General features: G+C 37.7%; 16 protein-coding genes. 1 reads left to right on the top strand and 15 read right to left on the bottom strand.

From position 1 onward, the window contains the following. Nucleotides 1-6 precede the first annotated feature (6 nt). The 7 genes from KIV10_RS03245 to porW all read right to left on the bottom strand — a co-directional run bounded on the left by KIV10_RS03245 (nucleotide 7) and on the right by porW (nucleotide 5,719). Nucleotides 7-498 carry a F0F1 ATP synthase subunit B gene (locus KIV10_RS03245; RefSeq protein ID WP_214112044.1) on the bottom strand — a complete coding sequence of 164 codons (492 nt, stop codon included), beginning with the start codon at nucleotides 496-498 and terminating at the stop codon, nucleotides 7-9. Between the two features lie 77 nt (nucleotides 499-575). Next, the gene (gene atpE, locus KIV10_RS03240) at nucleotides 576-779 is read right to left on the bottom strand and encodes an ATP synthase F0 subunit C (protein WP_214112043.1); all 204 of its coding nucleotides are present in this window, start codon (nucleotides 777-779) and stop codon (nucleotides 576-578) included. A 35-nt stretch (nucleotides 780-814) separates the two neighbouring features. Further along, nucleotides 815-1,903 (bottom strand): F0F1 ATP synthase subunit A, encoded by a 1,089-nt coding sequence (gene atpB, locus KIV10_RS03235; RefSeq protein ID WP_246516165.1) that lies wholly within the window; start codon nucleotides 1,901-1,903, stop codon nucleotides 815-817. Between the two features lie 118 nt (nucleotides 1,904-2,021). Beyond that, nucleotides 2,022-2,417, bottom strand: coding sequence for a DUF6168 family protein (locus tag KIV10_RS03230; RefSeq protein ID WP_214112042.1), 396 nt, complete (start codon nucleotides 2,415-2,417; stop codon nucleotides 2,022-2,024). Between the two features lie 5 nt (nucleotides 2,418-2,422). Further along, nucleotides 2,423-2,644, bottom strand: coding sequence for an AtpZ/AtpI family protein (locus tag KIV10_RS03225; protein WP_214112041.1), 222 nt, complete (start codon nucleotides 2,642-2,644; stop codon nucleotides 2,423-2,425). 7 nt (nucleotides 2,645-2,651) lie between these two features. Next, nucleotides 2,652-3,125, bottom strand: a complete 474-nt coding sequence (locus tag KIV10_RS03220; RefSeq protein ID WP_214112040.1) for a bactofilin family protein — start codon at nucleotides 3,123-3,125, stop codon at nucleotides 2,652-2,654. A 29-nt stretch (nucleotides 3,126-3,154) separates the two neighbouring features. Further along, nucleotides 3,155-5,719: a type IX secretion system periplasmic lipoprotein PorW/SprE gene (gene porW, locus KIV10_RS03215; RefSeq protein WP_214112039.1), complete on the bottom strand. Its 2,565-nt coding sequence runs from the start codon at nucleotides 5,717-5,719 to the stop codon at nucleotides 3,155-3,157. A gap of 193 nt (nucleotides 5,720-5,912) precedes the next feature. Here porW and KIV10_RS03210 point away from each other — a divergent pair, with 193 nt between their 5' ends. After that, nucleotides 5,913-6,953, top strand: a complete 1,041-nt coding sequence (locus KIV10_RS03210; protein ID WP_214112038.1) for a ferredoxin--NADP reductase — start codon at nucleotides 5,913-5,915, stop codon at nucleotides 6,951-6,953. A 9-nt stretch (nucleotides 6,954-6,962) separates the two neighbouring features. Here the strand turns inward: KIV10_RS03210 and KIV10_RS03205 are convergent, their stop codons facing one another. From KIV10_RS03205 to KIV10_RS03170, 8 genes are all read right to left on the bottom strand, one after another. Beyond that, a complete protein-coding gene (locus KIV10_RS03205; RefSeq protein WP_214112037.1) occupies nucleotides 6,963-7,997 on the bottom strand; it encodes a glycosyltransferase family 9 protein in 1,035 nt (344 codons plus the stop codon). Nucleotides 7,998-8,016: 19 nt separating this feature from the next. Then, nucleotides 8,017-8,631: a DUF4254 domain-containing protein gene (locus KIV10_RS03200; protein WP_214112036.1), complete on the bottom strand. Its 615-nt coding sequence runs from the start codon at nucleotides 8,629-8,631 to the stop codon at nucleotides 8,017-8,019. A gap of 111 nt (nucleotides 8,632-8,742) precedes the next feature. Then, nucleotides 8,743-9,780 (bottom strand): DNA adenine methylase, encoded by a 1,038-nt coding sequence (locus KIV10_RS03195; protein ID WP_214112035.1) that lies wholly within the window; start codon nucleotides 9,778-9,780, stop codon nucleotides 8,743-8,745. Further along, nucleotides 9,781-11,172, bottom strand: coding sequence for a Sau3AI family type II restriction endonuclease (locus tag KIV10_RS03190; RefSeq protein ID WP_214112034.1), 1,392 nt, complete (start codon nucleotides 11,170-11,172; stop codon nucleotides 9,781-9,783). Continuing rightward, nucleotides 11,165-12,412 (bottom strand): DNA (cytosine-5-)-methyltransferase, encoded by a 1,248-nt coding sequence (dcm, locus tag KIV10_RS03185; protein WP_214112033.1) that lies wholly within the window; start codon nucleotides 12,410-12,412, stop codon nucleotides 11,165-11,167. Before dcm ends, KIV10_RS03190 begins: the two co-directional genes overlap by 8 nt. Further along, a complete protein-coding gene (locus KIV10_RS03180; RefSeq protein ID WP_214112032.1) occupies nucleotides 12,402-12,710 on the bottom strand; it encodes a helix-turn-helix domain-containing protein in 309 nt (102 codons plus the stop codon). Before KIV10_RS03180 ends, dcm begins: the two co-directional genes overlap by 11 nt. 54 nt (nucleotides 12,711-12,764) lie before the next feature. Next, nucleotides 12,765-13,412: a hypothetical protein gene (locus KIV10_RS03175; protein WP_214112031.1), complete on the bottom strand. Its 648-nt coding sequence runs from the start codon at nucleotides 13,410-13,412 to the stop codon at nucleotides 12,765-12,767. Continuing rightward, nucleotides 13,409-14,362 (bottom strand): DUF6427 family protein, encoded by a 954-nt coding sequence (locus KIV10_RS03170; RefSeq protein WP_214112030.1) that lies wholly within the window; start codon nucleotides 14,360-14,362, stop codon nucleotides 13,409-13,411. Before KIV10_RS03170 ends, KIV10_RS03175 begins: the two co-directional genes overlap by 4 nt. Nucleotides 14,363-14,376 lie beyond the last annotated feature (14 nt).

Below are 14,376 nucleotides of genomic sequence, written 5' to 3'. Positions count from 1 at the left end.
AGTTTGTTAGTTTAATTTGGCTTGGCCCAACATTTCGTCAACAAGCTTCAATTGCTTTTCCTTATCGGAAAGTTCCTTTTTCATCACTTTCTCGGCAATTTCCAGTGAAAGGCTTGCAACTTGCTGTTTCATTTCGGCAATGGCAGATTTCTTTTCGCTTTCAATAGCTGCCTGTGCTTGTGCAACCATTTTATCTGCTTCGGCCTTTGCCTCATCTTTTGCTTCTGAGATCATTTTTGTTTTTAGCTCTCTGGCTTCCTTGAGCATCAATTCGCGCTCGGCACGTGCTTCCTGCAACAATTTTTCATTGTCTGCGTGAAGGTTCTGCATTTCCAGCCTTGCTTTTTCGGCAGCTGCCAATGCATCGTTGATGGAAGTTTCACGAGTTCTAACTGCTCCTAAAATGGGTTTCCAAGCAAATTTTCGCAAAAGAAACAAAAGCAATAAAAATATGATGGTGGTCCAAAATATTAAACTCTCTGGTGCTACTATATTCATTTTATATTTTTTTGAAAAACTTTTTGTTTAAAACAACATCCCGCAGCCAACCGCTACGGAATGTTGCGTTTTTAAAATTAGGCAATCAATGCCACAACCACTGCGAAAAGAGCAACACCCTCTACAAGAGCTGCTGCAATAATCATTGCGGTTTGAATTTTTGCTGTAGCTTCTGGCTGTCTTGCGATCGCGTCCATTGCTGAACCACCAATTCTACCAATACCAAGACCTGCGCCTATTACGGCCAATCCTGCTCCTACTGCTGCTAATGTTCCTGTCATAACTGAAACTTTTTAAAAAATAAATTAAACAAAAATTAATGATGCTCCTCCACCGCTTGACCAATGAACAGCGCCGCAAGCAACGTAAATACATAAGCTTGAAGTGCGGCAACCAAAAGTTCCAGCACGCTCATGAAAAGAACGAATACTATGGACACCGGCGAAATGGCGGCGGTTTCGAAAATAAAAATCAAACCAACAAGGCTCAAAATTATAATATGCCCAGCAGTAATGTTCGCAAAAAGACGAACCATAAGTGCGAAGGGTTTTGTGAACATCCCAATAATTTCAATTGGGATCATAATAGGATATAATGCTTTTGGCACATCTGGCGTGAGAATGTGTTTCCAGTAATATTTGTTTCCGCTGAAAACTGTAATGATGAAAACAATCAATGCCATAATCAATGTGAAAATGATGTTTCCGGTTACGTTCCCGCTGAAAGGGAAAAATGGGATAAGGCCTACCAAATTGTTTACCCAGATGAAGAAAAAAGTAGTCAGCAAAAAGGGCATATATTTTACATATTTGCTTCCAATATTTGGAACAGCTATCTCATCACGAACAAAAATAATTACCGGCTCCAAAAATCCTGAAACACCCTTTGGTGCCATTTTGTTCTTTTTGTAATGTCTTGCGGCAACGCTGAAAAGCAATAAAAGTATCAACGAAACCAAAATCATGGAGAAAACAGTTTTGGTAATGGAAAAATCCAGTGGTCTGTCCTCATAAAGAAATGGACGACCCATAGTACTAGTTTCCTGAAATTTTTCTTGGCTGAAGCGATCTGCATAAAATATATGCTCACGGTATCTTACAAACTCCTGACCGTTTGCCTCAACTACGTGCGTACCAGAATTATCGTGATGAAATTCTGCTGAAGAAAATATAGTGAGCCCATTATCTGTCCATAGTATCACTGGAAGAGCCAGCGTTATTGGGTGACCGGACCAATCTGCAATATGAAATTCGTGGGAATCCCAAACGTGGCTGTCAATCAATTCCTTGGGATCAAATTTTCCACCACCTTCTTCCTGATGTGGGTCTGATGCGGTACCTTTAAAGGGCATCAACAAAACGGCGATGAATGCCAAGGTGCCAATAAATGTTTGAGTAAGCCTCATATGTTAATAACTATAAAAAAGTGTGCTCGTTAAAATTTGTGCAAAAGTACAACTTTTACCCATAAAAAAAAGGGGGCAGGTACGAATGTTTAAATTTTATAAAGTTAAAGTGTGTATTTTATTTTAAGGATTGCCTTAAAAGCCTCAATGTGAGTATAATCTCTATAAAAAGATAAATAAAATACGGTGCGAAAAATGAAATAAAATCCGGAATTTTTGAAACGTTTTCCATTTTGATTAATGGAATTAAAAATGCAATCGCAGCGACCATCTTGAGCAGAATAAATCCCAAAAAAGTGAAACCAACGTAATCGGGGACTTTTTTACCAACAAAATAAAGCACCAAAAGAATAAGTGAAGTAACTATGAAATGAAAAAGGTAAATCTTCCAAACATCATAAAAAAATGTGTATTCTTCAGAAATACCTAAAACTATTTGTCTATGGACGAAAAAAAGTACGGCCGTGACAAAAATCAATAATACTGGTCCAAAAAATGGCTTTTCTATTTTCAAAAGATTCAATCTTTTTTATTCAAATTCTGAAGTTGTTTTATAACCGCATATAGCGAAATAAAAACACCCAAAAGCGAAAATATTATTGTATATGCTGAATAGTTGTTTGGAAAGTTTTCATCAAGTTTTAAACCTACAAAAACCCCGATACCAATAGTTACGCCCATTTGTATTGCAATACCAGAGAAAATAGCCCATTTTCTAAGGTTATTGTTATTATCTGACATTAGTCTGTTAACCGTTTTGTGAAGATTCAGGAACTTTTTTTAAACGCTGCTGTCGGTCAAATGGGTGCGTCTTTTCAGCTTCTGGATTTACATTTTGAGATGCTGAAATATTCTTGGGTTGTTTTCCCTTCATAATACAACTAGCATTCAAGGTTGCACCTGGTTCTACAGCTAATTTTCCAACCTCAACATCACCTTCAATGTAAGCGGTGGATTTAAGTGAAAGGGTTCCCGCAATTTTTAGATTCCCTTTTATTTTGCCTTCAATGTCTGCGTTCTCGCAGGTAAGTGTACCAATAATAACTCCGGTTTTTCCAAGTACAATTTTGGAAGGTGTTGTTACGTCTCCTCTAATTTCCCCATCAATCCTAAAAAATCCCGTTGAGCTTACATCCCCGTTTATTTTGGTTCCTTCATTTATTCTATTCTGTGCGGTTCCGGGTTCCACGGTAGCGGTTCGTTGCTTTTTTTCTGAAAACATAGCAGTTGGTTTTTGAGGTTACTATTCTGTTATTCGGTCTGTTCTTCCGTTACGGGTTCCTGAATATAATCATTCAGGTTTTTATGGATTTGAATGATTTTATAATTTGGTGTGGAAATTTCAAAGGACGGCCGTTGAATTTTATACTTTTTATTTTCCTTTAAAACCTCAGCAAAACCACGCGCCCCCAGTTTGGTATTAAGCCCATGGACAATTACGAGTCTGGTGGATGGATTGTAGTAATCTATGGATGTAGACATGTTTGTATAATTCAATTCTGTGATGGCTTTGTCCAATTGCTCTCTCAACTTTTGTTCTGCCTCCGCTTCATTATTGTTGAATTGGTACACCAACTTCCAACTATCGCTTTCTTCATCCGGGACAAATTTGGTTACTGCCAATTGTGGCAAAACAGCACTGTAAATTTGTTGCGCTTGTTTGCCTTCATCACTATTCGGATAATTCAACGAAACAAAATTCAAGGCTTTTTTATATGCTTCAAAACCTTGTTGCTTCCCAATGGCGGTGGCCTTTAGCAATTCAAACTTTGGCACAATATCATTTCCATTGTAAAGAAGAATATACTCATCGCTTTTTTGGATTACATCATCATATTTCGCGACTTCAAATTCCTTATAAAGCTGCTTGTATTTGAATTCTGGGCTGGATTCATCGGTAGCCAATTGCGAATTTGGATTCCGAAGAATTTCTGCGTAACGGGAATCTGCGTGGTGGCTCAGAATATCGTTACGATAACGATCTGCCTGGGATGGATTTTCCAATATCTCATAAATCTTGACCAAATTATATTTTGAAGGCACAATTAACCGTTCCTCTGGACTGTAGCCCAACAAGGTTTCAAGCCTGTTTGCGGCAAGTTCGTATTCCTTAAATTTTTCTTTGTAGATGAGACCGAGCTGATAATATGCAAAATTTCGATCAGAGGCCAAACTATCCAAAACCACTTCATCCGTTGGAATGGTTGAAAGATAACTTTCAGGTTTGAACATTTCATTATCCATAATTGAAGTTTGCTGCACGGCTACTTCTTCCACATCATCCAATTGTTTCTTTATGCTTGAAAGCCTCCAGTTGTCGCCCAACTGGCGGTCTCCCCACACTTTCCTGAATTCTTGCTTCCCAAAAGCCACTGTTGATGGATTGTAGAAATAGAACGCCCCTCCTCCGGACGGATTAGGACCACTGGCCCCATTTTTTTTATAAAATTCATTATTTGCAATCCTGCCCTCACTCTTCACGGCGGCAATGGAATCTTTAATGGCTTGCGCCTTCAGCCCATCCGTATATTCAGTGAAATAAGCCAATTGCTCACTTTCACTCATTCTCGCAATGCGAAGAATGCTGTCATTCTTAACGGCAATTTCTTCATATTTTATTACGTCATCCAGATTTTCACGCTTCTTTTTTACGCGTCTCCACTGCCGGCTATTTTCCGTTAAAAAGGTAAGCGTACTATCGTAATAAGCCCCGGCTTCCCTATACCGTGCATCGTTGAATCGAATCTCGGCAAGAGTCTGGTAGTTCACGGATTGCAATACGCGATCCTGCTTGAACGCCTTGATGGATTTGTTGTAAAATTCCACTGAAGCATCAATACTGTCCGTAAAACGATAATAATCTCCTAACTGGTTGTATATTTTATCCAGAAATGGACGGTTTTCGCGGTCTTGTTCCAAATCTTCCAGCAATTCCAGGAATGCTACCCTGTCTTCCTTATCATAATCAAAATTCTTTGCTTTCTCCAAATACGCATTGATCATGTAAGTGCGGGACGTTTTTCTGTTGAGATCTATCACCTCATCAAAAGCCAAGTTTGCACTGTCCTTTTCGCCCAAACGGTTGAAGATTTGTCCTTTAATAAATGTATATCTTCCTTCAAGCTCCTTATCCCTAACCTTATCTGAAGCAATCACAATGTATGGTAGCGCCTTTTCCAGAGAATCCAAATTTATGTAAGCCTGCGCCATTATGGCTGTTGCATCCGCAAGTTCGTCGTCGCTCAGTTCAGCCTCTTCAAGCATTTTCTTCAGATTTTCAAGGGCAACTTCTTCATTACTTAATCTAATATTGGTCTTTGCTTTCCAGACCTTGGCAACATTTATGTTATTGCTGGTTGGGTATCTATCCAAAATAAAATTAAATGCATCCATGGCTGGAATAAACCTGCGGTCATAATACCGCGCCTTCCCCAAAAGCATATACGCCTCATCAATCTGGGGATTGTACTCGCGGCCATTTATATACATGGAATGTTTCTGGATCGCTTTTGTCGCTTTTTCCTCGGCGCGATTGAAATCTGGGTTCTTGTTCGCTCCGGGTGCCTTTACGTCCGTATCCTCTTCAAGATCTAGGTCTATCCGCTCAATGGGAAGAATATCCCAAAAATTATCGCGATAGCCCAGAGCCAGTTGGCTTTTTCCATTTTCATACGCTAAGCCTCCGTTATAGAGAATGTTATACTCCGTTGAGAGCGCGTGCGAATTTCTGGAGAGAAACGTATTTTTTTTGCGTGAGCAGGCTGCCAACAAAACAACAGCCAGTAAAAAAAAAGTAATTTTATATATGCCTTTCAAAATATGCTTGGATTTATATGGTATTCTAACTTAAAAGGTTCGTTTTTAGTATATAGAACCGAAAAAGAGCGGTAAAAATACATTTCTTTTAGAAATATGTCGGTGCCGCAAGTTAAAAATTGCTTCACATAAACCCATAGTGTTTCTTTGAATAGTTGATTTCATTTGTACTTTTGCCAAAAAATATTTTGATATGAGCGAGTTTCATACGCTTACCGTTTCCGAAGTAAAAAAAGAAACACCAAATTCCGTTTCCATAAGTTTTACCGTTCCTCCCGGGCTTGCGGATAAATTCAAATTTAAGGCGGGCCAGTACGTAACCATAAAGCATAAACATTTGGGCGAGGAGCTGCGCCGCGCGTATTCCATCTGCTCGTCGCCAAAAAGTGGAATTCTGAAAATAGGCGTAAAAAAGGTAGCCAACGGCGCGTTTTCCATTTTTGCCAATACCCAGCTAAAAGCTGGCGATTTGCTGGAGGTAATGCCGCCCACGGGTAAATTTATTCTCGAGGAAAACCTTAAAAATTATGTGGCTTTCGCAGCAGGTAGCGGCATTACGCCCGTAATCTCACTCATAAAGAGCACACTGGAAGAAAGGCCGGAAGCCAACTTCCTTCTGGTGTATGGCAACCAAAACGTGGATGAAACCATGTTTTACAACGAAATTTTGGAACTTCAGAAAAAATATATCGGTAGATTTCACGTGGAATTTGTTTTCAGCAGGAAGGAAGAGGAAAATGCACGATTTGGTAGGATTGACCGGTCCATTGTCAATCTTTTTCTGAAAAATAAATATGCCGAAACCAATTTTGAATCTTTCTACCTCTGCGGCCCAGAGGAAATGATAGATGAAGTTTCCGCCACCCTGAAGCATAACGGCATCAACGAAAAACAGATACATCACGAACTTTTCTCGACTGCCGAAAAAGGCCTGCTCGTGGAAAGCCACGATGGCAACACGAACATCACCATAACCTTGGATGATGAGGAAGAAATTTTTGTGATGCCGCAGACTAAATCCATCCTGGAGGCTGCGCTGGACCAAGGCTTGGATCCTCCATATAGCTGTCAGGGCGGTATTTGTAGTACCTGCATTGCCAGAATTAAGGAAGGGAAAGCCGAAATGCGGAAAAACCAGATACTAACGGATTCAGAAATTGCCGAAGGATTGATACTTACCTGCCAAGCGCACCCCACAACACCTACAATACTTGTGGATTATGATGATGTTTAGAAAAAGATTTTAATACAGAAGATTTTTAATTTTAGCCACTACGGCCTCCACTGAAATACTGCCAGCAGCCTTCTCATAGCCCGCCGGAAATTTATTGCCATACACGGAAGTAGGAATCTTCGGAAAAGCTTGGCGGTCCGCGACTAGCTGATTTTCCATAGGCTGATTGAAAGGCGTAAAACCGGCAAAAGGGTGCGTAACGCCCCAAATTGTAAGTACCGGTACGCCGTACATAGCCGCCAAATGGCCATTGCCGCTGTCCATAGAAACCATTACATCTAAATTTGAAATTAGTACGAGCTCTTCTTCAAATGAAAATTTACCGGCAACATTTATAACATTCCCAAAAGGAGCAGCCATTTTTTTCAGAATTTCCCCTTCCTTATTTCCGCCGCCAAAAAGGAAAACCTGATACTTATCCGAAGCATCCAGTTGCGCCACCACTTTTGCCATCATATCAAGCGGGTACATTTTGCTCTGGTGTGCCGCAAATGGGGCAATGCCCACGGCTTTTTTCATTTCAACGCCGAGCATTGCGTTTAACTTGGGGGTCAACCTTTTTTTCATCAAGAAAACGGGTTGCTTCAAATTAATGGGAAAACCTAGTTTTGCAAATACTTCCGCGTAGCGCTGATGTGTACTTTTAAGCTGAACAAATTTCTTATTTTCAGAAGAAACCAAAGCCTTCTTTTCCCTTCTTCCCTTATCTATGGAAGCGGTTTTCAGTCCCTTCAACTTTAGATATTCAGTAATAATTTTAGAACGGATTACACCGTGGAGGTCTGCAACGGCATCCACGCCCAAATGATGTATTTCATTGGCAAGTTTCAACAATCCAAAACGTTTATGCCTGACCTTTACATCTGCCTCTAAAAACTGTACATTTTCAATTCCTTCAAAAAAAGGTTTGAAAAATGGTCTGGAAACCATGGTGATTTTCAAATCTGGATAGGTTTTCGCCAAAATGGTCAACATAGGCACAATCATAGCCACATCGCCCATGGCAGAAAGACGTATTACCGATATGTGTTTGATTTTCTGCATCAGGATTCCCCTTTGGAAATTAGGAAGTCTTTTTTCCGCGCAGCACTGGGTTCAATTCTTCATCGTTATACATCTTCATCTGTTTGTAAACCTTCATATATTTGTCCCCATTCTCAATATCCTCCAGCAGTTGGTTGATTGCCGTGCTAAGGTCTACGCGCTGCTCCAGTAAAATATTCAGTTTTGCCTTGCACGCCATTTGGTGTTCTTGCGAAGCCTCAGTCCGGTTTGCCTCCTCGTTCATATGAAAAATCTTAAGCGCCAAGATTGAAAGACGGTCTATTCCCCACGCCGGGCTTTCCGTATTTATGGTGGCGTTTTTCTTGGGCGTTATATCCTTGTATTTTGCCAAAAAGTAACTATCAATGTATTCTACCATATCTGTGCGGTCTTGGTTGGAAGCATCAATCTGCCTTTTCAATTTAAGTGCCGCAACGGGATCAATATTGGGGTCGCGGATAATATCCTCGTAATGCCATTGCACGGTGTCTATCCAGCATTTTCTATAAAGAAGATGTTCCAGCAACTGGTTGTCCTTATTGTAGGGATTGGCAAAATCTTGATCAACCGTATTTGCTTCGTGATATTTATTGATTACTTCGGCAAAAATTTTATTGGCTTTGTCTGAAAACATAGGGTTTGTTTTTATTGGCAAGCGCAAGATTCTACTTGCTCCTGCGAGATTTTATTCGCTCCTGCAAGATTTTCAAAACCTTGTAGGTTTATTTCTATTTTGTGTTTATACCTACAAGGTCTTAGAGACCTTGCAGGATTTCTTAATATATTTCTTTTCTAAAATATGCAAATATTCAATAGTTTTTGAGGCTTTGTGGTTTCGGCTTTCTGTTTTATCTGCCTTAAAACGTTGATATTCCTTCGTTTTGAGACTGTATTTTCCGAAGCGTTTCATCACATTTTCCACATCACTCCGGCTCATTAAACCTTCGTTATTGTAACTCAGGAAAATATATGGGAATTGGGCACTCTCAATCAAATCTTCAAAACGTTGAAGTGCTTCTCCACTTCGGCACCAATCGCTTTTATAATAATCACGAAGCCCCGTTTTTCCCTTGGGAACAAAGGTATCATATTTTGCGATAGTATTCAGTAAATGATAATTGGCACCGTATTGCCGTGCATTATACGGTGGATCCAAATAAAGTATATCGCCAATTATATTTTTGATTAGCGTATTCGCATCTTGCTGAAAAACGTGATGGTTTCCCTTTGTTTGTTGAAAAAGCGCAGGCTTTAGCACCAATTTTTTTGAAGCCGAAGTTTTTATATGTTTTAAATATGCGCCATAAACCGAAGCCGTATTCGCCACTTTATCCGCGCTTTCCAAAAGTGAAGCCAATAGAAAGTAATATTGGTCATCATCAATTTCCGCATTATTTTTTAAGGTTTCAATATGAAGGCGGATGGCATCAATTTTCATCCCATTTTCTGAAGTGAAATAGTTTCTTCCTTCCTTTCCGCCTTCGGAATAATTTTCGAACACAAAGCCTTTTTTTCCTTTCAGAGAATTCAATTCAACCAATAAACTTTCGAATTCAAAATCCTTGGTGTTCCCAATATAATTGCGGTTTAGCACAAAACTGTAAAATTCAACATCATTTGCAATTACTTGTTTTACGAAGGGTTTGAACGTTCTGCCCACAACGCCGGTTCCCGCAAAAAGATCGCAAAATGTTTTATTTGAAATATCGCCAACGGTTTCTGAAATAGCTTCAAAAATGAAGCTTGAAAGCTTGTGTTTGCTGCCTATATAACCTAAGCCCATTTAATAATTTTTCAAATAAATTTCGTCTCTTACATAATTTGCATTCAGCCAAAAACAATGTTTTGTAAATTCACTCAATCCTGTTAGTTTGTCTGCAATAGGTAATTCATAAGTGTCATATGCATTTCTTGCGTGTGGTCTAACGTGACTAATTCTATTTTCCGTTTTCTTTGGGAAATAAGTCTTTCTAACACCTTTATTCGTTACTTCTTTTACAATTTCTCCTTTAGAAACAGTTGTTCTCATTTTGTGCCAAACAGATTTAGCTTCTATAATATCTGAATGTGACATATTCCAAAACTTAACCTTTCTTAAGATTAAATTTTCTCCCTCAAATTGGTAAAAAACAAAGAAAAATTTGCTTTCCAAAATGTTTTTAAAATCCGAATCTTCCCAATCAGTTTCGATTAGTTCTTGGTACTCAAAAGTTGGAAATGAAATATCTTCTTTTGGTAAATTGTTTTCTTTCAAACGAATAGTTTTTACTTGAATATCAGCTTTTTCAAACTCTTCAATTTTTTGTCCGAGTTCAAGTCCGAGTATTGCGTTAGTCAAATTGGCAAAATAACTTTTAGCTTTTTGATTTAATTCTAAGCCTAATTCTTGTTCAATTTGTTCTGCTGATTTTCCATAAAACGGTTGAAATTTTGAAATTACAATCTCCTCAATTGATTGAACTAAATCAAGGATTTCAGGTTGCTCAATTATCTTTCCGTAAACCGCAGTTTCTTCTTGAGCGATATTTGCTATTATGTGATTTACATAACCTTGTTTAAGCGAATATGCTCTTTGTTTTGCTTTTTCATCATTAAAAGGTTGGTTGCGATAGGACTTTAAAGCTGTTGAACCTTTTGTGCAAGCTCCAAGATAAAATGTATCTCCTTCCGATAATTCGTGTGCCTTACCGTCTTTTATTTTTTGGTTTATAGTTTCCCAATCGTGTTTGATAATTTTCAAATCTTCGTTTGGATATTGCCAACCGCCAACTAATTTAATTAGGTAATCGAGTAAGTCTAAATCTTTATCGTGCAGATAAAATACTAAAAGCAAATGAGCATTTTTCTTCCAAAACGAGCTATTTTCAAAGTCTTCATTATGTACTTCTAAATAGTTGATAATATTTAAGACAAGCCTTTCTTTTGAACGAAATTCTCCATTTCTTAATGCTTTTAATGGACTTGATTTAAGTTCAATTCCTACTTCTTTGAAGTCTGGTTCTGCGTCTGAATTTGGTTCGTAACCGAAAAAGAATTTTTCTAAAATCTGACCAAAATTTCCTTTTCCTTTGTAACCGTGTTTTTCAATTTCTTCGCCACAAACTTCTCGTAAAGTTTGATTTTTTAATTTTTTCGCAAACTCAATTATTGAATCTGCTGAAGTAATATCAAGCATATTCAAATTGGTTTATTTGTTTGTAAAGTTCTTTTCCTATTTTTTCGATTACACCAACAACTAGAGCATTCCCCATAAAAAACGCACGTTTTGTATCTGTAATTCCTTCAATTTTGGTATGATTGTCTGGGAACATATTTAATCTTTCTAATTCAACTGGTGTTAGTCTTCGCAATCCTCTGTCCGAAACAACTACGTGTTTGAATCTTGAAGGCGATTTTCCACCTTCTCCCGTTATTATTGTTCTTGAAGCATTATCTAAAGCGTCTGGATAAATCATTCCGCCTTCTGAATATTTGTACTTATGCCCTTCGCTTGAAATTCTTTCAATGGTTTTTGAACCTTTTAAATATTCCCATTTGTCCTTGTCTTTATCATCTATGAAAAACTCTTTCGTAACTTCTCCATTTTGCAAAATGTCTCCTAAAACTGTGAAGTTACCTTCGTAACTAGCTTCTGTTTTAGTTGTATAAACTTTGCCGTTTAAAAGCAATCCTGTATTTTGGAAAGGTGATAATTTACCTGTTTTGTTAAAGTTGTTGGTAATTTCTAATAAATCTCCTTTTAGTTCAATTTCTTGAATTGATTTAGTATTGTTAACAGGAAAAGCATTTGCAATAGTTCCTTCTTTTGTTAACCAATCAATTTTGTCTGCTTTTTCAAGTCTTTTATATATTTCCGTTGATTTGTGATAACCAATAAAGAAAATTCTTCTCCTTCTTTGTGGCATTCCGTATTCTGCTGCATTAATTACACGCCATTCTACTGCATATCCAAGTTCATTTAAACTTTGTAACATTACTGCAAAATCACGACCTCTTTGTTTTGCTGGCGATTTTAAAAGTCGGTCTACATTTTCTAGAAAAAGGTATTTTGGTTTGTTCTTTTTTTCTTCCAAAATTCGGTGAATAGACCACCAAAGAACACCTTTTTTACCTTTTAAGCCTTTTGAGTTATGTAATGTTGTCGCAACAGAATAATCTTGACAAGGAAATCCTCCAACTAACAAATCGTGGTCAGGAATTTCTTCTACATTCCTTGTCACTATTTCGTTTATATCCTCATTCGAATGATTTTCACATCCAAAACGAGCTTCATAAACTATTGAAGCGTGTTGGGTTTTAGTCGAAGGCTCCCACTGATTGCTCCAAACAACTTCGAAATTGCATTTTTCAAGTCCAAGACGAAACCCTCCAACTCCTGCAAATAATTCTGCAACTTTCATTTTCTTATTTTCCATTTGCTTGAGTTTTATAAAAATTCATTTTTTCTTCTGCAAACTGAAACACTTGAGAAGAAACATCATAAGGTGCTAAATTTTCAGCAAGTTTTTCCGAGAGCCAATCTATCATTAATTCATTTAATGGGATTTTGTAAAAGTCTGCCATACGCTGGATTTGTTCTTCAGTTGGCTTTCTTTCATTTTTCTCAAACTTACTAATTAACGATTGATCGATATCTAGCAGTGCAGCAGCTTTCCGAAGAATTAAGCCCTTGGATTTTCTATAATCCTTTAATTTTTCCCCAAGTGATTTCAAAAGACCAAATATGTTTAGACAAATCTATTTTAGACAGAATATGTCCAAAGATAGTTAATTATTTTTATTTACAAATATTACATCACTTACCGTTTGCGTTTCTTCGGTGAAATTGAATTGTTCCAATTGTTCCATTTTGAAATTGGAAACGTATGCTTCAATGGCATTTTTTAACAAGCCTATTTCCGCTTTTAGCTTCCAGTGAGCGCCATTTTTATCAAAAACCACGACAAAAAGCCTATTGTGAAAATGATTTCTTTTTTGATTGCTTTGATTTTTGTAGAACCAATCTATGAGCGTTCTTTTTGAATTTTTTGCCTCTTCAAAAGTACACTTCAAATGCTTCGGAAAAACCGATGTTTTATGGTCAAATGGAATTCCGCAGAAATAGAAATCTTTTTTATGGTCTTTGCTTTGAGGTACTTTTTCAATTTGTGGCATTTCAGAAAAAATCTGTTCCACGGCCATGGCGCTCCAAAAGTTAAACCAGCGGTTGGCGGCGTAATTAAAGGCTCTTTTTTTATCTAAATTTTCAGAAGTAATCAAATTCTTTATTTTTTCAATCAACATTTCCCAGTCCGTGGTTTCGTAAATAAAATTGGTCCGGGCGTCCCAAATATCATTTTGCTTTTGACCCCATTCGTAGTGATAGTGACAGCGATTTTTCAACTCATTTTCAATTTTTTCCAAATCCAATTTCATATAAAAAGCATCAAAACCGGAAGCAAAACAACCAACCACAACTGTATTTCCTTGAACCAAAATTCACTGATATCCTTTTCAGAAGATTTTGGGTTTTCACGCGCCTCAATGTAATTTGCACAGATTATGGATGCAAAGGGCAATAAAAAAAGAAGTTCAGCTCCCGTTTTTTCCGGTCCTGCCAGTGCCACAAATATGCTGACGAGCAGACAATAGAATAGCAACAAATAGGTGGGTTTTTCTTTGGTTGAAAGGGTTGAAAACCTAAATCCTCGATTGACGCCGGTCCATATTACAAAAGCGAAGATTATGGCTGCCGGCAGTAAAAGCCCAAGTGAATTATACGCTGAAAAATCAAAACTTATTTTTTCTTTCCAATTAAAAAACCATTGAAATGAATCTTCCACGAGAAAATGATACGCAGTGCAGATAAGAAAAGTGCCAACAAAACCCGTAATGGGCATCAACATTTGCTTATAATCTGAATTCGGTTTTTGGATGATGGCGATCCAAAGTGGGATAAAAAAAAGCAATGTGTAAAACTGAAAAAAAGAAGCTACCGTAATCCAAATACTGGCGTCCAGAATTTTTTTTGCCGCATTTTTGTCCGTCCGTAAGCTTATGATTCTACGCAAAGCCAAGAGCAAAAAGCCAGTTGCGAGCAATATTTTTGGTGCCAAAAACACCTGCGGAAGCACAAGCAGAAAGAAAGTGAAAAATAAAATAGCGTATGTGTTGGTGCGGGTAATGTCATTCTTCCTGATAATGAAATCCAAAAGCAGCATGGAAAGCACCGCAACGGCCATCAAAGTAATATTGATGACTATTGAGGTTACGGAGATTTCAACGGGATTTTTAAAAAAGCACGTAAACAAATAACCAAGCGCTATAAATATGCCTAAAATCAAATAATTTACGGGATTAGATTTGCCGAAAAAACTTGTAAGCATAAAGGGTATTTTTA

It is taken from the genome of Aequorivita echinoideorum, from assembly GCF_018476645.1.
Lineage (GTDB): Bacteria > Bacteroidota > Bacteroidia > Flavobacteriales > Flavobacteriaceae > Aequorivita > Aequorivita echinoideorum.
Note: the sequence above shows the minus strand (reverse complement) of the source record. Positions and strands in the feature narration are given on the sequence as shown.